This is a genomic window from Undibacterium sp. SXout20W, assembly GCF_049340285.1.
Lineage (GTDB): Bacteria > Pseudomonadota > Gammaproteobacteria > Burkholderiales > Burkholderiaceae_D > Undibacterium.
This window is the reverse complement of sequence record NZ_JBMPPH010000025.1, coordinates 19,401-44,887: the sequence shown is the minus strand read 5'-3', so window position 1 is coordinate 44,887 and position 25,487 is coordinate 19,401. Positions and strand designations below refer to the sequence as shown.

The 25,487-nt window shown below is 46.7% G+C and carries 27 protein-coding genes; 5 read left to right on the top strand and 22 right to left on the bottom strand.

Annotated elements, in window-relative coordinates:
• Positions 1-25: 25 nt before the first annotated feature.
• Genes ACO0K1_RS13340 through coxB form a run of 5 tightly spaced genes read right to left on the bottom strand, consistent with a single transcriptional unit; the run spans position 26 to position 3,821 of the window.
• Positions 26-241 carry a DUF2970 domain-containing protein gene (locus ACO0K1_RS13340; RefSeq protein WP_423026485.1) on the bottom strand — a complete coding sequence of 72 codons (216 nt, stop codon included), beginning with the start codon at positions 239-241 and terminating at the stop codon, positions 26-28.
• The gene (locus ACO0K1_RS13335; RefSeq protein WP_423026483.1) at positions 238-828 is read right to left on the bottom strand and encodes a cytochrome c oxidase assembly protein; all 591 of its coding nucleotides are present in this window, start codon (positions 826-828) and stop codon (positions 238-240) included. Before ACO0K1_RS13335 ends, ACO0K1_RS13340 begins: the two co-directional genes overlap by 4 nt.
• Before the next feature lie 12 nt (positions 829-840).
• Complete coding sequence (locus tag ACO0K1_RS13330) at positions 841-951, bottom strand: cytochrome oxidase small assembly protein (RefSeq protein WP_423026481.1); 111 nt, start codon at positions 949-951, stop codon at positions 841-843.
• Positions 952-1,008: 57 nt separating this feature from the next.
• Positions 1,009-2,622, bottom strand: a complete 1,614-nt coding sequence (gene ctaD / locus ACO0K1_RS13325; protein WP_423026479.1) for a cytochrome c oxidase subunit I — start codon at positions 2,620-2,622, stop codon at positions 1,009-1,011.
• A 26-nt stretch (positions 2,623-2,648) separates the two neighbouring features.
• Entirely contained in the window at positions 2,649-3,821 is a 1,173-nt protein-coding gene (gene coxB, locus ACO0K1_RS13320; RefSeq protein ID WP_423026477.1) for a cytochrome c oxidase subunit II, read from the bottom strand.
• A gap of 871 nt (positions 3,822-4,692) precedes the next feature.
• Between coxB and ACO0K1_RS13315 the strand changes: the two genes are divergently transcribed.
• Positions 4,693-6,705, top strand: a complete 2,013-nt coding sequence (locus ACO0K1_RS13315; RefSeq protein ID WP_423026475.1) for an alpha/beta fold hydrolase — start codon at positions 4,693-4,695, stop codon at positions 6,703-6,705.
• A 554-nt stretch (positions 6,706-7,259) separates the two neighbouring features.
• Positions 7,260-7,595 (top strand): hypothetical protein, encoded by a 336-nt coding sequence (locus ACO0K1_RS13310; RefSeq protein ID WP_423026473.1) that lies wholly within the window; start codon positions 7,260-7,262, stop codon positions 7,593-7,595.
• Between the two features lie 175 nt (positions 7,596-7,770).
• On the opposite strand, the gene ACO0K1_RS13305 is transcribed toward ACO0K1_RS13310, so the two are convergent.
• A complete protein-coding gene (locus ACO0K1_RS13305; protein ID WP_423026471.1) occupies positions 7,771-8,685 on the bottom strand; it encodes a methyltransferase domain-containing protein in 915 nt (304 codons plus the stop codon).
• A 114-nt stretch (positions 8,686-8,799) separates the two neighbouring features.
• Here ACO0K1_RS13305 and ACO0K1_RS13300 point away from each other — a divergent pair, with 114 nt between their 5' ends.
• A complete protein-coding gene (locus ACO0K1_RS13300) occupies positions 8,800-9,546 on the top strand; it encodes a phosphoribosyltransferase family protein (RefSeq protein WP_423026469.1) in 747 nt (248 codons plus the stop codon).
• A gap of 9 nt (positions 9,547-9,555) precedes the next feature.
• Positions 9,556-10,026 carry a tRNA (uridine(34)/cytosine(34)/5-carboxymethylaminomethyluridine(34)-2'-O)-methyltransferase TrmL gene (gene trmL, locus ACO0K1_RS13295; RefSeq protein ID WP_423026467.1) on the top strand — a complete coding sequence of 157 codons (471 nt, stop codon included), beginning with the start codon at positions 9,556-9,558 and terminating at the stop codon, positions 10,024-10,026.
• Positions 10,027-10,356: 330 nt separating this feature from the next.
• Here trmL and ACO0K1_RS13290 read toward each other — a convergent pair whose 3' ends face one another.
• From ACO0K1_RS13290 to ACO0K1_RS13220, 15 genes are all read right to left on the bottom strand, one after another.
• Positions 10,357-11,100 carry an LssY C-terminal domain-containing protein gene (locus ACO0K1_RS13290; RefSeq protein WP_423026465.1) on the bottom strand — a complete coding sequence of 248 codons (744 nt, stop codon included), beginning with the start codon at positions 11,098-11,100 and terminating at the stop codon, positions 10,357-10,359.
• A 20-nt stretch (positions 11,101-11,120) separates the two neighbouring features.
• Positions 11,121-11,603 (bottom strand): D-glycero-beta-D-manno-heptose 1-phosphate adenylyltransferase, encoded by a 483-nt coding sequence (gene rfaE2 / locus ACO0K1_RS13285; RefSeq protein WP_423026463.1) that lies wholly within the window; start codon positions 11,601-11,603, stop codon positions 11,121-11,123.
• Between the two features lie 70 nt (positions 11,604-11,673).
• On the bottom strand, positions 11,674-12,519 hold the full coding sequence (locus ACO0K1_RS13280; RefSeq protein ID WP_423026461.1) for a ferritin-like domain-containing protein: 846 nt from the start codon (positions 12,517-12,519) through the stop codon (positions 11,674-11,676).
• A 148-nt stretch (positions 12,520-12,667) separates the two neighbouring features.
• Positions 12,668-13,600, bottom strand: a complete 933-nt coding sequence (locus ACO0K1_RS13275; protein ID WP_423026459.1) for a CysB family HTH-type transcriptional regulator — start codon at positions 13,598-13,600, stop codon at positions 12,668-12,670.
• A gap of 48 nt (positions 13,601-13,648) precedes the next feature.
• Entirely contained in the window at positions 13,649-14,713 is a 1,065-nt protein-coding gene (locus tag ACO0K1_RS13270) for a sulfate/molybdate ABC transporter ATP-binding protein (protein ID WP_423026457.1), read from the bottom strand.
• Positions 14,714-14,731: 18 nt separating this feature from the next.
• Entirely contained in the window at positions 14,732-15,634 is a 903-nt protein-coding gene (gene cysW, locus ACO0K1_RS13265) for a sulfate ABC transporter permease subunit CysW (protein WP_423026455.1), read from the bottom strand.
• A complete protein-coding gene (gene cysT / locus ACO0K1_RS13260; RefSeq protein ID WP_423026453.1) occupies positions 15,631-16,497 on the bottom strand; it encodes a sulfate ABC transporter permease subunit CysT in 867 nt (288 codons plus the stop codon). The genes cysW and cysT overlap by 4 nt, the downstream gene beginning before the upstream one ends.
• Before the next feature lie 242 nt (positions 16,498-16,739).
• Positions 16,740-17,603: an EAL domain-containing protein gene (locus ACO0K1_RS13255; RefSeq protein ID WP_423026451.1), complete on the bottom strand. Its 864-nt coding sequence runs from the start codon at positions 17,601-17,603 to the stop codon at positions 16,740-16,742.
• A 108-nt stretch (positions 17,604-17,711) separates the two neighbouring features.
• Positions 17,712-17,927: a TOBE domain-containing protein gene (locus tag ACO0K1_RS13250; protein WP_423026449.1), complete on the bottom strand. Its 216-nt coding sequence runs from the start codon at positions 17,925-17,927 to the stop codon at positions 17,712-17,714.
• Between the two features lie 128 nt (positions 17,928-18,055).
• Positions 18,056-19,012: an ATP-binding cassette domain-containing protein gene (locus ACO0K1_RS13245; RefSeq protein WP_423026447.1), complete on the bottom strand. Its 957-nt coding sequence runs from the start codon at positions 19,010-19,012 to the stop codon at positions 18,056-18,058.
• Positions 19,005-19,925, bottom strand: a complete 921-nt coding sequence (gene ssuC / locus ACO0K1_RS13240) for an aliphatic sulfonate ABC transporter permease SsuC (protein ID WP_423026445.1) — start codon at positions 19,923-19,925, stop codon at positions 19,005-19,007. The genes ACO0K1_RS13245 and ssuC overlap by 8 nt, the downstream gene beginning before the upstream one ends.
• Positions 19,926-20,022: 97 nt before the next feature.
• On the bottom strand, positions 20,023-21,174 hold the full coding sequence (gene ssuD, locus ACO0K1_RS13235) for an FMNH2-dependent alkanesulfonate monooxygenase (protein ID WP_423026443.1): 1,152 nt from the start codon (positions 21,172-21,174) through the stop codon (positions 20,023-20,025).
• Positions 21,175-21,199: 25 nt separating this feature from the next.
• The gene (locus ACO0K1_RS13230) at positions 21,200-22,183 is read right to left on the bottom strand and encodes a sulfonate ABC transporter substrate-binding protein (protein WP_423026441.1); all 984 of its coding nucleotides are present in this window, start codon (positions 22,181-22,183) and stop codon (positions 21,200-21,202) included.
• 134 nt (positions 22,184-22,317) lie between these two features.
• Entirely contained in the window at positions 22,318-22,911 is a 594-nt protein-coding gene (gene ssuE, locus ACO0K1_RS13225; RefSeq protein ID WP_423026439.1) for an NADPH-dependent FMN reductase, read from the bottom strand.
• 71 nt (positions 22,912-22,982) lie between these two features.
• A complete protein-coding gene (locus ACO0K1_RS13220; protein WP_423026437.1) occupies positions 22,983-24,020 on the bottom strand; it encodes a sulfate ABC transporter substrate-binding protein in 1,038 nt (345 codons plus the stop codon).
• Between the two features lie 191 nt (positions 24,021-24,211).
• Between ACO0K1_RS13220 and ACO0K1_RS13215 the strand changes: the two genes are divergently transcribed.
• Complete coding sequence (locus ACO0K1_RS13215; RefSeq protein ID WP_423026526.1) at positions 24,212-24,748, top strand: glutathione peroxidase; 537 nt, start codon at positions 24,212-24,214, stop codon at positions 24,746-24,748.
• 83 nt (positions 24,749-24,831) lie between these two features.
• On the opposite strand, the gene ACO0K1_RS13210 is transcribed toward ACO0K1_RS13215, so the two are convergent.
• Positions 24,832-25,458, bottom strand: coding sequence for a TetR/AcrR family transcriptional regulator (locus ACO0K1_RS13210; protein WP_423026435.1), 627 nt, complete (start codon positions 25,456-25,458; stop codon positions 24,832-24,834).
• Positions 25,459-25,487: the final 29 nt, after the last annotated feature.

Genomic DNA, 25,487 nt, shown 5'->3' with positions numbered 1-25,487 from the left:
CAATTGAATATGCTTACTAGAATTGTTATTTTGCAACTACTTGTTTCACGATCAGTACCAGCGTCCCAATAAAAATCAGCGCGCCAATCAGACCTGCAATGACTACGTGAATCGGATTGAGCTTTGCGGCATCCTGTTCGTAATCAACTTTCTTCCGAATACCCAGAAACGACCAAAATACGGCTTTCATAGCCTTAAAAAACGAAGCTTCCGATTTTTGCGTTTCTTTTACATCACTCATGTCTTACCTTGATCTGTAGAGCTATTCACCTTCGGCGATCCCCCAACCTCAAAAAACGTATAAGACAAGGTGATGGTTTTTACGTCCTGCGGCAAAGCTGGGTCTATGTAAAAAACGACTGGCATTTGCCGCGCCTCATTGGGACCCAAGGTCTGCTGCTTAAAACAAAAGCATTCAATTTTTTTAAAAAAAGCACTCGCTTGTTGTGGTGCGTAGCTTGGAATAGCCTGCGCATCCATCTTGTACGATTGCTTATTAACGACTTCATAAACGATCTGCGACATCTCTCCCGGGTGCACCTTCATACTTGGTACGGTCGGACGAAAACGCCAGGGTCCCTGCGTGTTGGCATCAAATTCTATGGTGACTTCACGGCTACGATCAATCTGCGAATTCGTTAGCTCCTTCGCGGAAATATCCTTAGGCGTTAATACATTAATACCGGTAATTTCACAAATTTGCTTATAAATCGGCACCAACGCATAACCAAATCCAAACATCACCACTGCGACCACAATCAGTTTGCCCAACATCGTCGCATTTAATTTTTTACTGGAAGCCAACAACTTCGGGTCTTGCTCGGTCATGCAGGTTCCGTTTCAAAAACGCAAAGTCTGTTTCAAAATCACGCCAGCAAAAAAGATGATAGCGACTGAAAACAAGATCAATGCAGTCCTGAGATTATTCGGTTTTTTTTGATCGTTTTTCATAAAAACAAATGCTTTCCGTGACGCTGCGCTTGTTAGCACAGCGTCGGTTTCAATTCATTATTGAACGACTGGAGGTTCTTCAAACGTATGGAATGGCGCTGGACTTGGCACTGTCCATTCGAGACCTTCAGCACCTTCCCAAGGGCTTGCAGGTGCTGGCTTACCGCCTCTGATCGAAGGAATGACCACCGCCAGAATAAAGAACACCTGCGATAAACCAAAGCCAAATGCGCCTATCGTTGCGATCTGATTAAAATCAGTGAACTGTGCTGGATAATCAGCATAACGACGTGGCATACCGGCCAGACCCAAGAAGTGCATAGGGAAGAAAGTAACGTTAAACCAGAACAGAGAATTCCAGAAATGGATCTTGCCGCGTGTTTCGTTGTACATGAAACCGGTCCATTTTGGACTCCAGTAATAGTAACCAGCGAACAAAGCAAACAGAGAACCCGCCACCAACACATAGTGGAAATGCGCCACCACATAGTAAGTATCTTGTAACTGAATATCGATTGGCGTTACGGCCAGAATCAATCCGGTAAAACCACCCATCGTAAATACGAAGATGAAACCAACGGCAAACAACATTGGCGTCTCGAATGTCATCGAGCCTCTCCACATTGTCGCTACCCAGTTAAAGACTTTCACGCCTGTTGGTACGGCAATCAACATCGTCGCATACATGAAGAACAACTGCGCAGTCACTGGCATACCAGTGGTGAACATATGATGCGCCCAAACGATGAAGGACAGAATCGCAATAGAAGATGTTGCATAGACCATTGACGCGTAGCCAAACAAACGCTTGCGGGCAAACGTTGGGATGATGTGCGAGACAATGCCAAATGCCGGCAAAATCATAATATAGACTTCAGGATGACCGAAGAACCAGAAAATATGTTGGTACATCACAGGATCGCCACCACCAGCGGCATTGAAGAACGATGTACCGAAGTGTCGATCCGTCAGGGTCATCGTGATCGCGCCGGCCAACACTGGCATAACGGCAATCAGCAAGTAGGCAGTAATCAACCAGGTCCAGCAGAACATCGGCATTTTCATCAATGTCATGCCTGGGGCACGCATGTTCAGAATTGTTGTGATGATGTTGATCGAACCCATGATCGAAGAAGCACCCATGATATGCACAGCAAAAATCGCCATGTCCATACCTGGGCCCATTTGAGTGGACAATGGTGCGTACAAGGTCCAGCCAGCAGCAGTCGCACCGCCAGGTACCCAGAACGAAGTGATCAACAAAATCGCTGCCGGAGGCATCAACCAGAATGAAAAGTTATTCATTCGGGCAAACGCCATGTCAGACGCGCCGATTTGTAATGGAATCATCCAGTTCGCAAAACCAACGAAAGCCGGCATAATCGCGCCGAACACCATGATCAGACCATGCATGGTGGTTAATTGATTAAAGAATTCCGGTTGCACTAATTGCAAACCAGGCTGGAACAATTCTGCCCGAATAATTAACGCCAACACACCGCCAGACAACAGCATTGTGAAAGCGAACCAGAGGTAAAGCGTACCGATATCTTTATGGTTCGTCGCAAATAACCAGCGGCGCCAGCCATGTGGATGGTCATGCGCGTGGTCATGGTCGTGACCATGAGAATGATCGTGATCGTGTGCGTGATCAACGGTTGTTGTGCTCATCTTGTCTCCTGTGCTGTTCTGTGCAATTACTTACGCGCAGCCAAAACTTCGGCTGGCTGGACAATGTTTTCTGCGGACTTGTTCGACCAGTTATTACGCGTGTACGTAATGACTGCCGCAATTTCCGTATCAGATAAAGTTGCCTTCCACGATGGCATTACACCTTTACCGTTCAACAACAGATGAACCTGTGCATCTTTAGGTCCTGCGACAACCGCAGAACCATCTAATGCCGGGAACGCACCAGGAACGCCTTTACCAGTAGCTTGATGACAAGCAACGCAGTTCGACGCGTAGACTTTTTCACCACGTTGTTTCAACTCATCGATCGTCCAAACCTTGTTAGGATCGTCCGCTTTCGCCGCCATTTCTTTCTTCTTACCATCGACCCATAATTTGTAGTCTTCTTCAGAAACTACTTTGACGACGATAGGCATAAACGCATGTTCTTTACCGCACAACTCGACGCACTGACCACGATAGATACCGACTTTTTCGGCTTTAAACCACGTGTCGCGGACATATCCTGGAATCGCATCTTGCTTAACGCCGAATGCTGGTATGGTCCAAGAATGGATAACGTCGTTAGCGGTAGTAATCAAGCGAACTTTCTTATTCACCGGAACTACCACTTCATTATCAACTTCGAGCAAGTAGTTATCACCACGTGCTTCGGTAGGGGCTACGCCGGGCGCACCGACTTGGGTGCGAGGTGTGGCTAAAGTTGACAAGAAGGAAATACCCTCACCTTCACCTTTGAGGTAGTCGTAACCCCATTTCCACTGCATACCCGTGGCTTTGATCGTGATATCGGAATTCGATGTGTCTTTCATCGCCACCACCGTTTTGGTCGCAGGCAAGGCCATGCCAATAACGATGATAAATGGGACGATGGTCCAGGCGATCTCTACCGAAGTACTTTCATGGAAGGTCGCAGGCTTGTGTCCTAAGGATTTACGGTGCTTCAATATAGAGTAAAACATCACTCCAAAGACAGCAACAAAGATGACCAGACAAATGATCAACATCAAGTTGTGAATAGAGTAAATTTGTTCTGCTATTTGCGTCACTGGCGTTTGCAAATTGAGCTCACGTACTGCCGGGCCACCCTGGCTATCCACCACTGCCCATGTCGGCAAACTGGCCGCCAGCAGAGAGGCACCCAGCATAAACGACTTTAATCGCGTTGCTTGTTTCATGTTATCCCCAAAACCCCGATTAGAATTCTTTAGGTTTACACAAAAATGTTTCCAGCAAGACATGGCGAGAGAGCATCCATCTAATGCCAACAAGCCATACCACTACCGGGGCAGTTTTGCGTAGTCCTATTCTTTATGATTTGAGCACCAGGACTCATCACTTTGAAACAAATTACATTAAATACTAGAGCAAAAACATGACTGCAAGGCGCAAATGCATTCAAGGTCAGGGAAACAATCTGCGGCTTTTCACCGAAAATTGTTCATTTTGCCGGTCAGTACCGTGTTCAACAGTACCCATTCCGACTACACCATGTCGACGAAGGCATTGCAAATTGTACTAGTTTGAACCTTGAAGCTTTCATGCCACGAAAGGCATTTTTTGCATAAGACCTAACAAAGTGCGAACTGGCAACTTCTACAACGGCTTGAGTATAAGATGGAACGTGAATGGATATCAAGCAGAAAGCGTGACAGAAATCGTTGATCTGGCTCAAATGAAACAAACAGCAATAAATCGCTTTACAAGTTTTTAGATTAGTTTTTGATTTAGCTTAATCAGTTACGTCATACGACAACTGAAATAGACGTAATTTATAAAAAAGCAATCAAATTATTTAAGCTCGGTTATGTTGTGTATTTTTTATATTGCAGATTACAAATATTTCCAAAAAGAAAAATTTACCGCAGCAAAAATTACTAAAAAATAATTTTTAAATGTAATGAAATATCATATTAACAATTTTACATTTACTCTAATTCGGTGTTAAATGCTTAAAAGATAACGTAAAATTAATGTCGCATTTGCTTTCCAGTAGCGTTTAATTATTTTTTTTTAACGTCTTTATTCATCAACGCCTCAAATAAGACCATGCTAAAGCCATTTCGTAGACGCATCCTCACTTCTTGTCTGGCGATCAGTGCCAGTTTGATGTTCCTGCCAGCAACATCTGTTTCTGCTGCGGATAAGCCCAGCATAGAGTCTTTTTTTGCCAATGCGGAAATTCAAAAGCCTGGTCTGTCACCAGATGGAAAAACACTTGCCATATTAGCGCCGTCAAAACAAACCGGCTATTTGCAACTGATTGTCATCAATCTGGAAAACATGACGCCACGCGTGTTGGCAAATTTTTCCAATGCCGATGTCGATACCTACCACTGGGTAAATAATCAGCGCATCGTTTATAGCGCTGGCTTCCACGATGTCGCGCAGGGTGAAATGCGTTATTACCCTGGTTTATTTGCGATTAATCTTGATGGGTCAGAGCGCTTAGAACTCGCCTCTCCCGTTCCGCGTGATGCTGCGTCAGCCGGCAGTTCAATTATTTCACGGAAATTAACTGGCCCCACCTGGGTCGTTGCTACTGATCATAGTCATGAAAGCGACGACATTTATGTAGGTCAACCTGTGTATACCAGTTTAATGGATACCAAGGCAATTCGCTTACTCAAACTTAATACTAAAACTGGCGTTTCAACCGCTTATACACGCGCTGGGAATACGATCGAATGGCTCATCGACGCTGACGGTACACCGCGCATTAACGTTACGCTGGAGAAAGGGTTAGAAACTATTTATTACCTTGATCCAGCCAACGCTGAATGGCGTAAGTTGGCGGAGTTTTCTCAATTTGATACCAGTGGGTTTACGCCCATCGCCTTTGCGCCGGATGGCAATTTATACGTTACAAGCAATGCAGGAAAAGATACCAGCGCCATATACCACTATGATCTGAAAAAAAATGCGCTAGATGAAGCACCTCTTATTACCTTGGAAGGTTACGATTTTTCCGGCAACCTGATCATGGACAATGCCAAAAAGCGACTGGTAGGCATACGTTATTTAACCGATGCCAATGGCACATTCTGGTTAGATGCGGATCTTAAAGCCATACAGAAAAAAATTGATGATCTAATGCCAGGCACAATTAATTTACTGAGTTTTTCTCGCCAATATACTAATCCTTATATTGTGATTCGTTCATACTCAGACCGCCAACCAACAGCCTATTATCTGTATAACCAAGTCACGCAAAAAATATTAAATCTTGGGGAAACCCATCCGGCGATCAAGGCAAAGGAGATGGCGGCACAAGAGTTCGTGCATTATCAAGCCAAAGATGGCTTATCAATTCCGGCTTATCTGACCTTACCCAAAGGCAGCAACAAAAAGAATTTGCCCATGATTGTTTTGGTTCATGGTGGTCCGTATGTCCGGGGTGAAGAATGGCAATGGAATCCAGAAGTACAATTTCTGGCTTCACGAGGCTACGCCGTATTACAACCCGAGTTTAGAGGTAGTACGGGTTTTGGCACCAAACACCTGACCGCTGGTTTCAAACAATGGGGATTAGCGATGCAAGAAGATATCGCAGACGGTGCTCGCTGGGCTATTGCGCAAGGCTATGCCGATCCGAAACGAATTTGTATTGCAGGCGCCAGCTACGGCGGTTACGCAACCTTAATGGGACTAGCTAAGAATCCTGAATTATTCCGATGCGGGATTGAATGGGTAGGCGTGACGGATATTAATCTGATGTTTGAATCAAGCTGGCAAAACGATTCATCTGAAGAGTGGCAAAAATATGGTATGCCAGTCATGGTTGGCGACCCTGTCAAAGATGCGGCGCAATTGAAAGCAACCTCACCGGTTAACATTGCTGATCAGATCAAGCAGCCATTAATAATGGCCTACGGTGGATCTGATCGCAGAGTACCAATCAAACACGGTGAAAAATTCCGGGATGCTGTTGCCAAATCCAATAAGCAAGTTGAATGGATTGAGTATTTAGATGAAGGACATGGTTGGGCGCTCGTTAAAAATCGTATTGATTTTTGGCGTCGTGTGGAAAAATTCCTGGATAAAAACTTAGCCCCTCAATAAAAAGTCTTAGCACTCTCATGTTGCTATAGAGAAAAACGACATTTTCAAGATTGTTCTTGATTGACAAAAAATGAGAACGGCGAGGCATCAATTCATTCAATTGGCGCCTCGCCATTTCAAACAAATTTTTCGTCACATTGATATTCACTGATAGTCACAGCGCCAGCATTTCCATGCGTGATTTGCAACTCGTGCCGCCACCTATTCAACAATTTACTTTAGCTTGAATAGCTTAGTTAACGCAAGTTAGTGCAAATCGTGCGAATAGTGCAAATAGTGCAAATAATTAGATGCACGTAAAGCCAATCTGGCAGATGGTCTAATGCCTGTTTTGAAGTGCATCATATCTGCGCTGATATCTCCGCTGAGATCTCCGCTGAGATCTGCGCTGATCTCTGCAACATCGATTACATAGCTCAGCCTAACCCTAGGCTGATGTAAGCCAATTAACCAATTTGTAGTGATTATCGAAATGTCTATCGCATAATTAAAGCGATATTTTTAACAAAAGAAAATTCATACAATACCACCACAAACATCCACGTGGTCATTCAATGACGAATGACATTTTTGCCGCTGAGAATGTCACTTGTCACTCTCTGCTGATTTGTCTGCGAAGTAAAAAGCATATGCAAAATATTCACTTTAGCAACATTGAACAAAACAAATTCAACAACAATATCCTTTTTAAAAAAATCATCGAGCAATTAAATCTGCGCAGCAACTCAGCGCTATCAAAAGTGCTCATGCTGGACCGACAAACTGCCAGCGGCATTCGTCTGGGTAAAAAAAATATTGGTGCGACCCTGCTCATTCGTATTCATGAAACGACAGGAATGAGTATTACCGAGATCAAGGAAATTATGATCGGTTCTGACAATGTCAGTTAAGAATAAAGCTGGCACAACAAAAACTGATCGACGAATTATTCGATATCGTTCATTCAAATGAACTGCGCTTTATTAATTTAATTGATCGCAAATTCTTCGTGGGATCATGTGCAATCATTTGAGAAAGTTGAATCAATGAATTAATCAATGCATTAAAAAACACGCCATCGTCGCTTTAATCGCCCTTCTTCGGCAAGTCAAATCGGACTATTGATTCTCCGGCTGCCGTCTTACGACTGACGGGACGGAAGGCATGACCATATACAACTTCAAAGGTCAGCTTAATGAGGCCGTCCGCACCGCGCTGATGTTCTAACGCAGCCAACAAAGAACGGTAACTATTTTTACCGCTTAGACCGCGGCGGCGCGTAGCTAGAGGGTTGCCACCCAAAGCGCGTACATCAGCCAATAATTTGGACGTATCCTGATAGGTCAAGGTGATTTTTTCCATATCCATGACTGGTGTGGCAAATCCTGCATTGACCAACATATCACCAAAATCATGCATATCGACAAATGGTAATACATGCGGCATCGCATCGACTTCGGCAAAGGCCTGACGCAATTCAATTAACGTATCAGGACCAAAACAAGAAAACATCAATAAGCCTTCTGTGCGTAAAACGCGCCGCCATTCAGCAAAAATCAAATCAGGTTGCGGATGCCAATGCAATGCCAAATTCGACCAAATTAAGTCAACGCTCAGGGGAGCAAGTGGTAAATTCGCAAAGTCAGCGCATACCAGGGACGCACCCTGATCACCACGTAGTGCCGCAGGTGTCCATTTTGATAAAAGACGACCCACGGCACTCATCGCGGCATGCTGTTGCTGCTGGATATGCGTCAACATCGGCCAGGCGGCGTCAGCCCCAACCAGATGGGCATCTGGATAAAGTCTTTGCAGTTCCGGCAAATCTGCACCCGCACCACAACCTGCATCCAGCAAACGGGTAGGCTGGATCTTCACGAGTTCCAATTTTTCCCGCATGCGACCAGCGATTTCTCTTCGCAAAAAATCGGAGGGGGCAATCTTCTCTGGATGAGAAAAAAGCTGACGAACCAGTTGAAGATCGATAGGAGCGCTGAGCATAAAATAGAAACGGACGAACGTTGGCGTTGAATGTGGTAAGGTCGGAGTTTACACGTTTGTCATATCTATTGCTCATTTGCAGCGAAATTCGCGCGCACATGTGGAGTAAAGACCATGCTCTATCTACCTACCATCGCCAGAAAAACACTGAACGGGGTTTTAAACAGCATATTGCCGTGTTCTTGCGTACTTTGTTATACGCAACAGGCACAGCTGCTTTGTCGTCATTGTACCGATACCTATTTTAGCTATAAGGTAGTACGTTGCGTGCAATGTGCGCTTCCTATGCCCCAAGGTGCAGAAACCCTTCGTTGTGGCGACTGCCTGCAAAATCCTCCTGCCTTTGACCACAGTATTGTTGTTTGTGATTATGCCGCGCCTCAGGATCAAATGGTATTGGTATTGAAATTTGGTCATCAATTGGCATTGGCGGGTTTGTTTGCGGAGATGTTAAGGGATGCCGTATTAAAAAATGCAAGCGATAGCCTGCCACAGTTACTCTGCGCAGTGCCGCTGGGACAGAGTCGCTTACGTGAACGGGGATTTAATCAGGCGACGGAAATCGCGCGCCCTTTGTCCCGTCACCTTGGTATCCCTTTTGAAGTACAAGCCCTGCATAGAACAAGAGAGACCAGTCAGCAAAGCAGTCTGACACCAGATGCAAGGGTAAAAAATGTTAAGAATGCATTTATTTTAAATGAAACATGTCTGTATAAAGTTAAAGGGGCACACATTGCTATTGTCGATGATGTCATGACAACTGGCATGACCTTGCATGAAATCGCTACAATGCTAAAACGCTTCGGGGCGGCAAAAGTGACGAATTACGTCTTTGCGCGCACACCACCACATTTTTATTAAGGAAATACCTTGTTTCACGTCGTCTTAGTTGAGCCTGAAATTCCGCCGAATACTGGCAACATCATCCGCCTGTGTGCGAACACTGGCGTGCAATTACATCTGATCGAACCATTGGGTTTCCCATTGGACGATAGCAAAATGAAACGAGCGGGTCTGGATTACCACGATTATGCGACCATGAAAGTGCATAAAAACTGGGAAGCATTTATCGCTCTGGAACAACCTGATCAAAGTCGTATGTTTGCACTCACTACCCATGGCTCTGGCGTATTCTCTAAGGCGGAGTTTAAACCCGGTGATTATTTTGTGTTTGGCGCAGAAACCCGCGGCCTCGCACCAGACCTGCGCAATAGCTTTCCGGAAGCGCAACGTATTCGCTTACCGATGCGTCCCGATAATCGTAGTCTGAATTTGTCGAATACCGTAGCCGTAGTGGTGTACGAGGCCTGGCGTCAGAATGGGTTTGACGGCGGGGCTTAGGGTTTATTTATAGTGAGTTTGCGGGCAGTTTCTGCACTTGCACTTACAGTTGCAATTTCAAAAGCCCTCAACCCAGAGATACTGAGGAACTAAGGAACTAAGGAACTAATACGCGATGAAAGACAAGCAACAACAAGTTCCCGGCGCCTTACAACGATCTGTTTGAGGGGTTGTACAACCTACGCTTGAGCATCTGCATACACGGCAACATCGCTTTTTGACTTTCACCGCTTTAGATAAAGCAATTTATAGCTACAAGCAGCGCGGTAGGACGAGCGCAACCCGCGTTGTGTGTACCCAGTCTTTCTACCTCAATTAAGCAATAAATACTTATTTCACTTCAACCACGCCCAATTTTCCATCAGTGACAAAGCGATCACCACCGCCGTTGCGGCCTTCATGTATGGGCTGAAATGAATCAATCCACTGAATGATGAGCGAGCCGGTTTGTTGCAGATCTACGATCAATTTATCGCGTTCTTTGTCAACTTCCGCAGCGATATGATGCGTGATCTGACCTGTTGTATGACTCACCCCTACACCTGCATCATAGGTCGCAGCACCTATCCACAACGGGCGGCCAGCATCATCCTGGGTATCCGCCAGCCAAAACCGAACGTGATGACGCTTCGATGGATCGCCGCCTTCGGCCTGTTCGAAGGCTACATCTTGCCTACGACCATAGACAAATAAATCACTGACAGGCGCATCGGGATAAGGTTTATGCAAAACGCTGTCCTTAGCGATGCGCAAGGAACTACGTAAGGTAATTGGATCAGCAGGGAACCAGCCCGCCTTGAGCATTTTGTCGTGCAAAGCTTGTTCGCTTCCGACGAACGCAACATTGAGCGGATCGCCGGGAATACCAGCCGACGTCACCGTTCTGGTCGTGTTTCCCGAAATTCCGGGATGCCGATGTTCTGCCACGCGCCAAATAGAAGGTACAAATTCGTAGGCGGTGGCGACATAGAACGTACAGATCGCCATGACCACAACGAACGCTAACCGCGCGAGGTGGCGCCAAAATGGAAAAACCTGCTCCGCAGATTGATTAAGCTCAGTGCCTTCAGACATGTTGTTTATCTCTGAATAAATTACGAGCCAGCAGCACGGACTTTTTGCAACAAGCGTGTCGTCGATCGTTCGTGTTCGAAAGCGATCGCCTTCACTTCGCCGCCGTACGCTAACACCGCTTGACCCTCGGGAATACCATCCATCTGGTAATCGCCGCCTTTGACATAAATATCCGGACGAGCCTGCTGCACAACTTCGAGCGCGGTGTCTTCATCAAACGGCACGACCAGACTAACCGCCTCTAAGGCCGCAAGAACAGCCATGCGGTCTTCACACAAATTGATAGGCCGATCATCCCCTTTACCAAGGCGCTTGACTGAGGCATCGGTATTCACAGCAACCACCAGCGATGCACCCAGCGCACGTGCCTGTGCCAGGTAGGTGACGTGACCGCGATGCAAGATATCAAAGACACCATTGGTCAACACCACTGGCTTTGGCAAGCTGGCAACACGGGCTTGCAGATCAGCACGAGTCGCAATTTTTTGTTCAAAATCAGGCATAAAATAGGTCATAAAAAAGAAAAAGCCGCAAAGATGCGGCTATTGTACACGCCACGCGGACACGCGCAGATTAAAGCGGTGTCAGTACCAAACGTTGAGAAATCTCTTTGCGATACCGATTCAAATCCTGCACCGTTTCAAAGCTACGTTCAAAAAGTAGCGACATATTGTGCAAAATTCGGTCAACGACTTTCTTTTCCCAGACACCATCAAATTTGATTTGTCCGTCTAACCAACGCTCTAACCAGTCCGGGTCAGGCAAACGACTTTGTATCGTGTCTTGTGGAAACAATGCCTGATTAACGTGTAAATTTGTCGGGTGCAAGGGCTTTTCAGTACGGCGTGCCGAGGCCATTAAGACGCCAATTTTGGCAAATGCTGCACGTGCTACGTCACCCGCCTCTGCCAATGATTTTTTCATATAGCGCAAATAAGCCCCGCCGTGACGAGCTTCATCCTGGCTGATGATTTTGTAGATATGTTTAATAACTGGCTCCGTATGCCACTCAGAAGCGCAGCGATACCAGTGGTTTAAGCGGATTTCGCCGCAAAAATGCAGCATCAGAGTTTCAAGACGGGGGGCAGGGTCAAATTCGAAACGGACATTATCCAATTCTGCTTCGGTTGGCACCAATTCAGGATGAAAGCGACGGAGATACTCCATCAACACCAGAGAATGCTTTTGCTCTTCAAAAAACCAGATCGACATAAATGCTGAAAAATCACTATCGTCACGGTTATCACGCAAAAACATTTCTGTCGCCGGCAGCGCCGACCATTCCGTGATCGCATTCATTTTGATGGTTTGCGCCTGTTCTGGCGTGAGTTTCGCAGCGTCGTACTGATCCCAGGGAATATCGGTATCCATATTCCAACGCACTTGTTCTAAGGATTTGAACAACTCTGGATAAAGCATGATGAGCCTCGAAAGAATAGACAAAAAAGAAAATCGCCTAAAATTCTAACAGAGACCTGTGACAGCTGCACGACACCAAAAACTTTCAACAATAAGCACTCGCCGCCGCTACGAAAACATCCGTAACGGCAGATCTGTTCAGCTATTGTCAGCTATTGTCAGCTTCGCTGACGGCATTGATGATCTCTTCTTTACTCAATTCTGGCGCAAATTGGCGGATGAAATCATAGGTGTAAGTACGCAAATATGCACCACGTCTTACTGCCAGACGCGTGACATTAGGGGTAAATAAGTGATCCACGGCGATAGTACGGAGATTATTATTGCGATTCTCTTCGATTGCCATAGATGCCACTATACCAACACCTAAACCGAGTGATACATACTGTTGAATCACATCGGAATCCATCGCTGTCAGGACGATGTCCGTGCGAAGTTCAGCATGTTGAAACGCTGCATCAATATGTCCACGACCAGTAAAGCCGACGTCATAGGTAATCAATGGGTAGTTCGAGATATCTTCTAAAGAGACGTTCTCTTTTTTTAGTAAAGGATGATCTTCTGGCACCACCAATACGTGATTCCATTGGTAGCATGCAAACGACACCAAATCTTTAAATTGCGATAAACCTTCTGTTGCAATACCAATGTCTGCTTTGCCAGACAATACCCATTCGGCAATATGATCAGGCGAACTTTGTTGGAGCGCGATGCGGACATCTGGAAACGCCAGGCGGAACTGTTGAACGACTTTCGGCAATACGTAACGCGCTTGCGTATGTGTTGTCGCGATGGTCAGCGTGCCTTTAGTCTGATCGGAATATTCGTTACCTGCCTGTTGCAAATTCTCGGCTTCCAGCAATAAACGTTCGACGATAGGCAATATGCCTTTACCGGGCTCAGTCAATCCTGTCAGACGCTTGCCGTTACGTTCAAAAATATCGACCCCTAATTCTTCTTCCAATTCACGAATCTGACGACTGACGCCTGGCTGCGAAGTGAACAAGACATTAGCAACTTCGGTTAAATTAAAACCGCGGCGTGAGGCTTCGCGGATGGAACGTAATTGTTGAAAATTCATAATAAAGTCTCGATATTTTAATGAGAATCTGATGCAGTGAGATTGTGGCTAATGGGTATCGACGAAAACATGCAGGCGTTTCGGTTTGACCACCAACACTTCCCCGACTTTCAGTTTTAAATTCTGATAACGTTCACTGGAAATCATGACTTCCAACACATCGCCGTTATCTTCGCGTTCCAGTTCGAGCTGCGCCAACGGGCCTATGCTATGGATGCGGCGTAATTGTGCAATCAAGCCTTCGGCACCAGGAGAATAGCGATCCACTTCAAATTCATGTGGCCGCACGTAGCCGGTACCAAATGCGTCTTTGGTTTCGGCATGACCTGGCGCAGAAAAAGCGACCCCATCGGCATCTAATATTCCTTCATGTACGCGGCCACGGAACAAATTCACATTACCCAAAAATCCATACACAAATGGTGTCGCCGGATGCTGATATACCTCCGCTGGCGACCCAACCTGCTCGACCTTACCGTGATTCATCAACACAATCTTGTCGGCAACTTCGAGCGCCTCCTCCTGATCGTGCGTAACAAAAATACTGGTGACATGTAAGTCATCGTGCAAGCGGCGCAACCAGCGGCGTAATTCTTTACGTACCTTGGCATCTAACGCGCCAAACGGTTCGTCCAATAACAACACCCTGGGCTCAACAGCCAATGCCCTTGCCAACGCAATACGCTGACGCTGACCACCAGATAACTGCGGTGGATAGCGGTCGGCCAACCAATCGAGTTGCACTAGCTCCAGCAATTTAGTCACTTTTTCTTTAATCTGTGCTTCGCTTGGGCGTTGATTGCGCGGTTTCACGCGCAAACCGAACGCAATGTTTTCAAAAATCGTCATGTGTTTAAACAAAGCATAATGCTGAAACACAAAGCCAACCTGGCGTTCGCGTACATGCTGCTGCGATGCATCCTGACCGTCCAGCAAGATTTGTCCTTGATCAGCGTATTCCAGACCAGCGATAATGCGTAGCAAGGTTGTTTTGCCGCAACCAGATGGCCCTAATAAGGCCGTTAATTCACCATCTGGAAACTCCAGCGAAACGTCATCAAGCGCCGTAAATTGGCCAAAACGCTTATTCAAATTTTTAACAGCGATACTCATAAATTCTCCGGCAAATGCTTAACTAACTTGATCCAGGGGCGCTTGACTTTCATCGGTACGCCATTCGACCAAGGCTTTTAAAGCCAGAGTCAGCAAGGCCAATAAAGTCAACAAAGAAGCAACAGCAAAGGCCGCTGCAAAGTTGTATTCGTTATACAAAATTTCTACCTGCAAAGGCATCGTATTCGTCTCACCACGGATATGACCAGAGACCACCGACACCGCGCCAAACTCGCCCATTGCACGCGCATTACACAAGATCACACCGTACAACAAACCCCATTTAATATTCGGCAAAGTCACATGCCAGAAAGTTTGCCAGCCTGATGCGCCAAGTACCAATGCGGCCTCTTCTTCTTCGCTCCCTTGCGCTTGCATCAGCGGTATTAACTCTCGAGCAACAAACGGAAAGGTCACGAAAATTGTCGCTAAAACAATGCCGGGAATAGCAAATAAAATTTTAATATCGTGATCACGTAACCATTCACCAAACCACCCTTGCGCCCCAAACATGAGTACGTAAATCAAACCCGAAATCACTGGCGACACAGAAAAAGGTAAGTCAATTAAAGTCAGCAATACGCTCTTGCCACGGAATTCAAATTTAGCAATCGTCCACGCTGCTGCAACGCCAAAAATTAAATTTAATGGCACAGCAATACCAGCGGCAATCAAAGTCAAACGTATTGCCGACAAGGCGTCCGGTTCGGTGATCGATTCGAGATACACCTGCCACCCTTTTTTAAAGGCTTCCGCAAACACGGCGACTAAGGGCACAAACAGAAATAGTGTCAAAAAACCAAATGCAAGACTCAGCAAGAGATAACGTATCCAGCGAGGTTCTGTGGTTGCCGCCAGGCTCAATGGGGGTTCAATGCGACGTGGAGCAGGCGTTGCATGTTGAACTGAGATTGCGCTCATGCTCCCCTCCCGACAGACTGACGACGACGCATCCAGGCTTGCAGGCCATTGATCGCCAATAACAAACTAAACGATAGGACTAACATCACAACGGCAATCGCCGTCGCGCCAGCATAGTCATACTGCTCTAATTTAGTAATCATAAATAAAGGAGTGATTTCTGAAATCATGGGCATATTGCCAGCAATAAAAATCACCGAGCCGTATTCGCCAGTCGCACGCGCGAACGCTAGCGCAAAGCCCGTCATCAACGCCGGCAAGATAGTTGGTAAAGTAACGCGAGTAAATGTTTGCCAATGGCTAGCGCCAAGACTCAATGCCGCTTCTTCTAATTCTTTCTCCGCTTCTTCCAGTACCGGTTGAACGGTTCGTACCACAAATGGCAAACCGATGAAAGTGAGTGCCACCAGGACGCCCAACGGCGTAAATGCAACCTTGATGCCGAGAGGTGCCAGCAACTGACCAAGCCAGCCATTCGGTGCATACAATGTCGCTAAAGTGATGCCTGCCACGGCGGTGGGCAAGGCGAATGGTAAGTCGACCATTGCATCAATAAATCGCTTCCCCGGAAACTCATAACGCACCAGTACCCACGAGACAATGCCACCAAACAGGACGTTGATCAGCGCCGCCAGAAAAGAAGCGCCGAAGGTCAGACGATAAGACGCCAACACGCGTTCGGAACTAATCGTGTCCCAAAACGCAGACCATGTCATCGTGAATGTTTTCAGAAACACTGCAGAAAGTGGAATAAGTACAATCAAGCCGAGGTAAAACAGCGTAAATCCCAGCGCCAAATGAAAGCCGGGAATCACACGCTTACGCGTTGCAGCCGGTGATGAGGACGTTACAGCCAATGCCATGTCTAGCCTTTAAGATGGAACGGACAACAAGCCGTCCCAGCGGCATCATGGCGATAGAATTTACTATGAGGTACGAGTGAGTTACGCTTGAATTTGACAGCGTTGCCATACCTTGCCGGGACGATCTTAGATAAGTCCTAATTACGAAATCAACTAAAGAGCGATCATATTGGCAGGTTTTACATATATGAAAAACGAATTTTTCGTTATGTCCTTAGACGTTTAATGCATATCACATCAAATTACTGATAACTATTTTCAAGCTGTTGGTGCGATTCTAAGGGCAAATCTGCCGATCTTTCAGGGACAACTTCCATTGTCAAACTTGCTCTTGGAACATCAAACAAAAAACCTTGTACTGCGTAGGGACTGACCGTGTTGTTGGCAGTTTGCAAGTGCTGCAATTGCCGTTCAGTTTCAATTTTTCTGAAAATGACCTGGCATTGGCTACGATCGGCTTGCTCCAGCAAAGCAATTTGCGTTGCAGGGTTATTGGCAACACTCACATCAATCTTCATCGTAGCGGGTCGCACTCTGGCTAACAAATCACTCGCTTGTTCCAGATTAGCGGCATTAACACCAATGCGGAAACCATTACGCCGGTAATTTTCAGCGACATGCGTTAATACCCAACGCTGACTTGGTGTAATTTGAGGTAATTGCAAGACGATTTGCTGATGCGGTAACTCCAGCACATCCAGAATACGTCGAAAAGCCGCACCGTGATTGCCTTCTACCGCCGCCAACAAACGACTATGCACACTGAGAAATAAATCCAATTCCTGGGTCGTTTGCTGCCGATAAAAACTAATGGTGTGTAGCAAACGGCATAGACGATCAAGTTCGACGGATTCTTCATCATTCGCAACGTAGTCAAGCAAACGCCAGATATTCAAGCCTTGGTCGTTGGGATCATAACTACGTGCATACCCTTCATAAGCCAAAACCCGCAAATCATCGCCGGAACGGATCGCCTGAAAAGCACTCGTCAGGCTGGCATTAAAGTAGCGCCCACGCGCACGCCCTTGTTCATCCAGCCACAGATTGCTGGAAGCCAGTGAGCTCTGCAAACGACTCAAGTAGTTTTGTAGGGTCACATGTTGCATATGATTTGTCCTTTTGGTTCACCTTGTCCAGCACGACACTGCAGAAGCCGTGCCGTCCAAATCAAGTTGCATTTACTATTGCATTTACTATTGCATTTACTTTTGCATTTACAATTTTGCAATCGAGACTTCAGTCGCCTTCACCAGCGCCACGACCTCGCTTCCGATAACCAGATTTAAATCTTTGATCGAGCGTGTCGTAATTACCGAGGTAACGATGCCTGCAGGCGTTTCCACATCTACTTCAGAAACCACGGAGCCTTCAATAATGGCTTTAATTTTGCCGCGGAACTGATTACGTACGTTAATTGCCTGGATAGTCATGTTGGTCTTTCTTTAAAATAAAGAGCAAGTTGCTCGTGTGTTAAATACGGTGTTAAGAACATTGCGGCGCCAATAGATGTGCGCAATTTCAGATATAAAAAAGTGGAATCTGCGCTCGTGATGTTGCGTTATACTGCCCAAGCCAGAGGGTTAAAAGTTGCCAGTGGCGATACATCGGTATCTGTCGTCGTTTCATCCACAGGCGAAGGCCGGCGTAAAACGCGTTTCAACACATGATCTTCTAGTTCAGCAAATAAGGCATCGCCGCGGGCACGAGGACGTGGCAAATTGATTTTCAGATCCAGACTCACTTGTCCGTCTTCAATCAAAATCACTCTATCCGCCAAAGCGATTGCCTCTTGCACATCGTGTGTGACCAACAACGCCGTAAAGCCTTGTTCCAACCACAATTGTTCTATCAGACTTTGCATTTCAATACGGGTTAACGCATCCAGAGCACCCAAAGGTTCATCCAAGAGCAATAACGACGGCTGATGAACTAAAGCGCGTGCCAGTGCAACGCGTTGGCGTTGGCCACCAGATAACACTGCTGGCCATTCGGTTGCCCGATCCGCTAAATCAACTTTTTTCAAAGCAGCTTCAGCGACCTTCCTGGTATGATTTCTATCACCTGGCAAGCCTAGACGTACGTTATCCAATACGCTCTTCCAAGGTAACAAACGGGCGTCTTGAAACATGACACGAGTGCCACCGTCTTGCCTCGCTGTGGTTTTGATCTGAGCAACGGGCGTTGCTTGAGTACCTCGTTTAAGTTCCCCCGCATCGGCATCTTCAAGGCCTGCCAACAGACGCAACAAAGTACTTTTTCCACAACCACTTCGGCCAATTACCGCAACAAATTCACCGGGGGCGATATCCAGATTTAAAGATTTAATAACGCCACGCCCTGCGTATGACTTATGTAAGCCGCGTAACGAAATACTTGTTCCTACAAGTGGATGCGCTTTCGGCGTCTGATCAGAGGTACGTTCTGGTACAGAGATGCCCCAGTCATCATCGAGTTCATGTCGCAATGCAGCGATACGAGCAACGGTATTGGAGGGGTATGCGAATAATTCAGGCATGACGATTTTTCCTTTGATAACCCGGGTGCCAGCGTAAGCTGCGATATTCCACTGCGCGCGACAAACTATCGGCTAATTTACCCAGCAAGGCGTACAGCAAAATACCAACCAAAACCACATCGGTCTGCAAAAATTCACGGGCATTCATGGTCATATAACCGATTCCCGCTTGCGCTGAAATAGTTTCTGCCACAATTAATAGCACCCAAACCAGACCAAGAACAAAGCGCACGCCGACTAAGATCGACGGCAATGCACCAGGCAAAATCACATCACGGTACAAAGACCACCCAGAGAGGCCGTAACTACGTGCCATTTCAATGAGCCCTTTATCCACCGAACGGATGCCATGAAAGGTGTTCAGATAAACCGGAAAAAAAACGCCAACCGATACTAAAAATAATTTTGCACTTTCATCGATGCCAAACCACAAAATCACTAAAGGCATTAAGGCCAGGGCCGGAATATTACGAATCATCTGCAGAGTGGTATCCAGCAAGGTTTCAGCAATCCGGAAGGTGCCGGTCAATAATCCGAGTAAGAGACCTAAACCACTGCCAACCAAAAAGCCAGAAACAGCACGCCACAAACTGGTCTTCACATGGAGAAAAATTTCACCAGAGATCGTCAGACTCCACAACGCTTTCAACACCGCCAATGGTTCCGGTAAAATCCGGCTCGACAGATAGCCAAACTGGGCAGCCAACTGCCATGTAATGATCAAGATCAGCGGCACGGTCCAAGGCACCAGCCACGGTGCCAAATGCCGTAGAAATCGCGCGCCGTTGAGCAAAATAGCACGCAGATCGTCACCCAGTGACGTCTCTGCTTGCGCGCTAACGGCAGGATGCGAGTGCTTTGCAATGCCAGCATCAGGTGCGATATCATTGACCTCGGTGATAAATGGTCCCATGGCTTAATCCCTAAATCCCTAAATCCCTATTTTGCTGCCGATCGTGGTACCGCTATTGATACCGATCTTGCAGCTACCTTTCTACATGTTTCAGTACTTAACTCTGCGATACTTTCGGCGCAATGCCATTTGCCATAATCTCGCCAAATGGTCCGGTTAAACTACTGCTGACGTTTGGCAACGCTTTACCGATCAAAGGAAATACCAATTCGGAGAAGCGATAAGATTCTTCCAGATGTGGGTAACCCGAAAAGATGAAAGTATCGATACCCAAATCCGCATATTCTTTAATCCTCGCAGCAACTGTTTCAGGGTCACCAACCAAGGCAGTTCCGGCACCACCACGAACCAAGCCGACACCGGCCCATAAATTCGGTGACACTTCTAATTTGTCGCGCTTGCCGCCATGCAATGCCACCATTCTTTGCTGTCCCACCGAATCCATTTTGGCAAACGCTTTTTGTGCGCGAGCGATTACATCATCATCGACATAACGAATCAAATCATCGGCGGCAGCCCATGCTTCCTCATTCGTTTCACGGACGATGACGTGCAGGCGTATGCCAAAACGTAAAGTGCGTCCGTGTTTAGCTGCGCGGGCACGCATATCAGCAATTTTTTCGGCAACAGCCGCTGGTGGTTCACCCCAAGTAAGGTAAACATCGACTTGCTCAGCAGCCAACTCATGGGCTGGTTCCGACGAACCTCCGAAGTACAACGGCGGATGTGGTGTTTGTACTGGTGGATAAAGTGTTTTGGCACCCTTGACCGTCAAATGCTTTCCTTCAAAGTCATAGCCTGCGTCGCCGCCCTCTCCTGCTAAAGAGGCACGCCAGATTCGCAAAAACTCGTCGGTAATTTCATAACGCTTTGCATGATCAGCGTATAAACCATCCGCTTCCAACTCGCCTTGATCACCACCGGTGACGATATTGATTAGCAGGCGGCCATTCGATAAGCGATCAAAGGTCGATGTCATTCGTACCGCAAGACCCGGTGTTGTCAGGCCTGGTCTTAGCGCGACCAAAAATTTCAATTTCTTTGTTGCACTGATCAAACTGGAAGCTACGACCCACGCGTCCTCACAAGAACGTCCGGTTGGCAACAACACACCATCAAATCCTTGCGTATCTGCTGCCACCGCAATCTGGCGTAAATAGTCGTAATTGATTTCACGCGCACCTTTAGTCGTACCTAAATAACGGCTATCACCATGGGTAGGAATGAACCAGAATATATTGAAACTCATGCTATCTTCCTTCAGTTTTTCGGTGTTATTTACTGTTTGCTTTGAAGTCGAATACAACATCTTTTATTTGTATCTTTTTCGGGATTAGCTTGAGCTCAGTAAAGGTATCAGCAATACTTTGCTGCTCGCGGATAACTTGCTCGCTAATCGGTTGAACATGAAAGCTAAAACGCCCATTTGATTGTTCAACAACGTCTGCGGGTAAGCCCGTTTGTGCGGCAAAAATAGTGGTCGTTTGCTTGACGTTTTGCAGCACCCAGTCATCCGTACGCGCCAGTTCCTCGATCAGTAACTTCAAGACTTCAGGGTGTTTTTGCGCATAAGGGCGGGCGGCAAGGTAGAACTGATGGTTACTTACAGCGCCTTTTCCATCAACAATAATACGTGCACCTAACTGCTTTTCTGCAGCGGCTAAGTAAGGATCCCAAATAACCCAAGCATCAACACTGCCACGTTCAAAAGCCGCACGAGCCTCCGCCGGTGGCAAAAAGATGGTCTCAACATCACGGTATGCAATTCCTGCTTTTTCCAGCACCTTTACCAACAGGTAATGCACATTCGAGCCTTTGTTCAGAACAATTTTTTTGCCCTTCAAATCGGCGACGGATTTCAGTGCTGAATTTTTCGGTACTACAATAGCTTCGCCACCTGGTGCCGCCGGTTCGTTAGCGACATACACTAAATCCGCACCGGCAGCTTGGGCGAAAATCGGTGGCGCTTCGCCAGTGGTGCCAAAATCGATGCTACCGACATTTAAGCCTTCGAGTAATTGGGGACCCGCCGTGAATTCTGTCCATTTGACGTCAATACCCAAAGGAGCCAGGCGTTTCTCAAGTGCACCAGTACCTTTCAAAATTGTCAACGGGCCATATTTTTGGTAACCGATTCGTAAGGTCGATGTCACTTTGTTTTCAGCAAAAACTGGCGCTGCAACGGTCGCCAATCCGCTTACCAACAGGGCAGAAATCATGGCAATGGTGTGACCTCGATATTGTTGGCGTTGATCCATAATAGGGTTCCTAATGTCTTTATTTTTCGTTTTTAGGGATGGTTGAAAGAATCTTATGCAGCGTAATTTCTATGCATTGCTATTTTTAAGCAGGTACGATTTTTTTCAGTCAATTTGTGTCAGTTGCCATTTGCTCAGGCATCGACAAGTGCTTGTGCAGAGTTGGTGTTTGCGATCACTTGATGGCTTATTTTTGCGTAGTGACATTGGAGGCTATCAAGTAAAGCTTCTATACCCGACTCGACACGTTTTTCAATGTCTGACGCGATCTGTAAACCGCTGACATCGTTCCACACGACTTGCGGTTCTGTGGCATAAATGCTTTGCAAAACATGATCGGCGCCTAAGGCTTGCAAGATAGGTCGCAAACCATAATCGAGTGCCAACATGTGTGATTGACCACCGCCAACTGCCAAAGGTAATATGATTTTTCCTGCTAATCCTTCTTGCGGCAAAATATCTAAAAATGTTTTCAGCAATCCGCTGTAAGCCGCTTTGTATATCGGTGTCGCAATCACCACTGCATCTGCTTGCTTCAGTAATTGTTGTGCTGCTTGTAGTTCAGGATCACCAAAATCCGCATGCAGTAAGGCTTGCGCTGGCAGATCGCGGACATGAATACTGACTGTCGCTTGACCGCGCGCGTTGAGACGTTCACCGATATGGTGCAATAACCGGCTCGAACGAGATGGTGTTGACGGGCTACCTGATAGCAGAAGGATAGACATGAAGTTTCTTTCTCTTTACTTAACGATAAACCCCGCACCTGCTGGCGAAACCTGACGGTGCGGGTAGTCGTTTATTTTTTGCCGTTGAGATAAATTTGATCAAAGACGCCACCGTCAGCGAAGTGATCTTTTTGTGCTTTAGTCCAGCCACCGAAAGTGTCATCAACGGTAAATAATTTGATGTTCGGAAATTTGCTGGAAAATTTCTTTGCCGCGTGTTCTTCGCCTGGACGATAGAAGTTATTGCCAATAATGTCTTGCGCTTCATCCGTGTACAAGAAGTTCAGATAAGCTTCAGCAACTTTGCGGGTGCCATGCTTGTCGACGACCTTATCGACCACAGCGACAGACGGTTCTGCCAATACGCTAATGGACGGCGTGACGATTTCGTACTTATCGGCACCAAATTCTTTGAGTGCCAGATGCGCTTCATTTTCCCAAGACAACAGCACATCGCCGATGCCGCGTTCGGTAAAAGTAACAGTCGAGCCGCGGGCGCCGGAGTCAAGAACCGGTACGTTTTTGTAGAGCTTAGAAACATAGTCTTTGGCGATCGCCAGCGTACCGCCCGGTGCTTTTTGTGCATAGCCCCACGCAGCTAAATAGGCCCAACGTGCGCCACCGGACGTTTTTGGATTAGCCGTAATAACGGAGACACCTGGCTTGACCAGATCCGACCAATCTTTAATGGCTTTTGGATTGCCTTTACGAACCAAAAAGACGATCGTCGAAGTATACGGCGTGGCACGATGTGGCAATCGTTGTTGCCAATTTTTGGCGAGCAATCCACGTTCCGCAATGGCGTCGGTGTCATAAGCTAACGCCAAGGTCACCACGTCTGCATCCAAACCATCGATTACCGAACGTGCTTGTTTGCCCGAACCGCCATGGGATTGTTTGATAGTGACTTTATCGCCAGTCTTCGCCAACCATTGTTTAGCAAATGCCTGATTGACGTCGAGAAATAATTCTCGGGTAGGATCATAAGAAACGTTGAGCAGGGTGATGTCCGCACTCTGTGCAGCAATAGGGAGAAGCGCGGCAGCGCCCAAAACGAAGGTACTCAACAAACGTGAAACGCTGGCCTTATTTTTTTTTACGATGCGCATTGGAAATCCGATGTCAGTGGTTAAATTCGGATTTCAGGATAAATCGGCGCTTTATATTTTAAAACGAAGTTTTTCGTCAATCTATATACAAATTTCATATAAAGACGGTATTCAGCAGAATTTTTCCGTCTCGGCTACTATGGCAGTCTCTCAATCTGGAGTCCGACATGAACAGCAAATTAATTTTTAGCATGGCTTCTTTACTAGTCAGTTTTTCGGGAACCGCTTTCGCCGATACCACCGAAGCGTGCCCGGCGATCTTGCAACACACATTTAATCGCCTGCAAGACGATAGCCCACAAAATTTATGTCAATACAAAGGTAAAGTGGCATTGGTAGTGAATACGGCAAGTTATTGCGGTTTTACCAACCAGTATGAAGGCCTGGAAAAGATGTACGCTAAATATGCGGACAAGGGCTTGGTGGTGTTAGGCTTCCCATCCAATGATTTCGGCAAGCAAGAGCCGGGGAATAGCAAAGAAATTGCAGACTTTTGCTTTAATACTTATGGCGTGAAATTTCCTATGTTTGCCAAGTCATCGGTCAAAGGCGACCAGGTGAATCCTTTGCATGCAGAACTGATCAAAGCCACTGGTACGACACCGAAATGGAATTTCTATAAATACCTGATCGACCGCAAAGGCAATGTTGTTCAGTCCTATTCAAGTATCACGACACCAGACGATAAAAAATTGGTGGCGGATATCGAAAAAGCCTTGGCGCAATAATCTGGCAGTTTGACTTTGCCTCCCCTCAGCATGGTGAAAGGGGAGGTAGGGGTGGCGCCGAGTGAAGTGGTCAGCGCAATTAACTACAGCTCGGTAATCCGCGCCTGGTCTGACAAAAAGCCACCAATCGTCGCATGTACCATCGCATCCACAATTTGTTCGTGGCTGAGTTTTTTATCCCGCAGCAAAAATTCCATCGTCGGGTCACAGGCTCTTGAGTACAGGGCATAGACGAGCACATCGTCCGGCACCTGCGGTGTCAGCGCTCCTTGAACACGCGCAGCCGCGACCATTGCATGAAAACGCTTATGCACCTTCAAGGCTACCATGACATAATCCAGATTCAGCATCAGGCTTCGCTGCAAGGTCAGACTCGTCGAGGGCAGATGTGGCACGCCACCTTGTAAGCGCAAGCGCAAGGACCAGGCAAGAATGTGTTTAATTTTATGAATGGCAGGCTGCTCATCCGACAAACCCTCCAATTCTTCCAGCGTCGCTTTCAACAAGCGGGTTAACGCAGCGGCGGCCAGACGTTCTTTCGATGAAAAATGTTTGTAAAGGCTACCTTTGGCAATACCGACGGCGTCAGCGACATCATCCATCGTCATCAGGTCATAACCTTTTTCGGACAATAGACGATTGACCGCATCAATGATGGCTTCTTCACGTGCATCAAACTGCTGTTTTTTAAAAGGAATTTTTATTTGCATGATTTTTCTGCACAAAAGAAGACTTTGTA

What these genes read in the sequence shown, in the direction of transcription:
- ACO0K1_RS13245 (WP_423026447.1), bottom strand. Translation starts at nt 19,012, where the DNA reads ATGCCTGAATTATTCGCATACCCCTCCAATACCGTTGCTCGTATCGCT.
- rfaE2 (WP_423026463.1), bottom strand. Translation starts at nt 11,603, where the DNA reads ATGCCTGATTTTGAACAAAAAATTGCGACTCGTGCTGATCTGCAAGCC.
- ACO0K1_RS13305 (WP_423026471.1), bottom strand. Translation starts at nt 8,685, where the DNA reads ATGCTCAGCGCTCCTATCGATCTTCAACTGGTTCGTCAGCTTTTTTCT.
- ACO0K1_RS13280 (WP_423026461.1), bottom strand. Translation starts at nt 12,519, where the DNA reads ATGCTTTATCCAGAGTTGTTCAAATCCTTAGAACAAGTGCGTTGGAAT.
- ACO0K1_RS13250 (WP_423026449.1), bottom strand. Translation starts at nt 17,927, where the DNA reads ATGACTATCCAGGCAATTAACGTACGTAATCAGTTCCGCGGCAAAATT.
- ACO0K1_RS13310 (WP_423026473.1), top strand. Translation starts at nt 7,260, where the DNA reads ATGACGAATGACATTTTTGCCGCTGAGAATGTCACTTGTCACTCTCTG.
- ACO0K1_RS13290 (WP_423026465.1), bottom strand. Translation starts at nt 11,100, where the DNA reads ATGTCTGAAGGCACTGAGCTTAATCAATCTGCGGAGCAGGTTTTTCCA.
- ssuC (WP_423026445.1), bottom strand. Translation starts at nt 19,925, where the DNA reads ATGGGACCATTTATCACCGAGGTCAATGATATCGCACCTGATGCTGGC.
- ACO0K1_RS13230 (WP_423026441.1), bottom strand. Translation starts at nt 22,183, where the DNA reads ATGGATCAACGCCAACAATATCGAGGTCACACCATTGCCATGATTTCT.
- ssuD (WP_423026443.1), bottom strand. Translation starts at nt 21,174, where the DNA reads ATGAGTTTCAATATATTCTGGTTCATTCCTACCCATGGTGATAGCCGT.
- coxB (WP_423026477.1), bottom strand. Translation starts at nt 3,821, where the DNA reads ATGAAACAAGCAACGCGATTAAAGTCGTTTATGCTGGGTGCCTCTCTG.
- ACO0K1_RS13335 (WP_423026483.1), bottom strand. Translation starts at nt 828, where the DNA reads ATGACCGAGCAAGACCCGAAGTTGTTGGCTTCCAGTAAAAAATTAAAT.
- ACO0K1_RS13210 (WP_423026435.1), bottom strand. Translation starts at nt 25,458, where the DNA reads ATGCAAATAAAAATTCCTTTTAAAAAACAGCAGTTTGATGCACGTGAA.
- ACO0K1_RS13315 (WP_423026475.1), top strand. Translation starts at nt 4,693, where the DNA reads ATGCTAAAGCCATTTCGTAGACGCATCCTCACTTCTTGTCTGGCGATC.
- cysW (WP_423026455.1), bottom strand. Translation starts at nt 15,634, where the DNA reads ATGAGCGCAATCTCAGTTCAACATGCAACGCCTGCTCCACGTCGCATT.
- ACO0K1_RS13275 (WP_423026459.1), bottom strand. Translation starts at nt 13,600, where the DNA reads ATGAATTTTCAACAATTACGTTCCATCCGCGAAGCCTCACGCCGCGGT.
- ACO0K1_RS13270 (WP_423026457.1), bottom strand. Translation starts at nt 14,713, where the DNA reads ATGAGTATCGCTGTTAAAAATTTGAATAAGCGTTTTGGCCAATTTACG.
- ctaD (WP_423026479.1), bottom strand. Translation starts at nt 2,622, where the DNA reads ATGAGCACAACAACCGTTGATCACGCACACGATCACGATCATTCTCAT.
- ACO0K1_RS13215 (WP_423026526.1), top strand. Translation starts at nt 24,212, where the DNA reads ATGGCTTCTTTACTAGTCAGTTTTTCGGGAACCGCTTTCGCCGATACC.
- ACO0K1_RS13300 (WP_423026469.1), top strand. Translation starts at nt 8,800, where the DNA reads ATGCTCTATCTACCTACCATCGCCAGAAAAACACTGAACGGGGTTTTA.
- ACO0K1_RS13330 (WP_423026481.1), bottom strand. Translation starts at nt 951, where the DNA reads ATGAAAAACGATCAAAAAAAACCGAATAATCTCAGGACTGCATTGATC.
- cysT (WP_423026453.1), bottom strand. Translation starts at nt 16,497, where the DNA reads ATGGCATTGGCTGTAACGTCCTCATCACCGGCTGCAACGCGTAAGCGT.
- ACO0K1_RS13340 (WP_423026485.1), bottom strand. Translation starts at nt 241, where the DNA reads ATGAGTGATGTAAAAGAAACGCAAAAATCGGAAGCTTCGTTTTTTAAG.
- ACO0K1_RS13220 (WP_423026437.1), bottom strand. Translation starts at nt 24,020, where the DNA reads ATGCGCATCGTAAAAAAAAATAAGGCCAGCGTTTCACGTTTGTTGAGT.
- ssuE (WP_423026439.1), bottom strand. Translation starts at nt 22,911, where the DNA reads ATGTCTATCCTTCTGCTATCAGGTAGCCCGTCAACACCATCTCGTTCG.
- ACO0K1_RS13255 (WP_423026451.1), bottom strand. Translation starts at nt 17,603, where the DNA reads ATGCAACATGTGACCCTACAAAACTACTTGAGTCGTTTGCAGAGCTCA.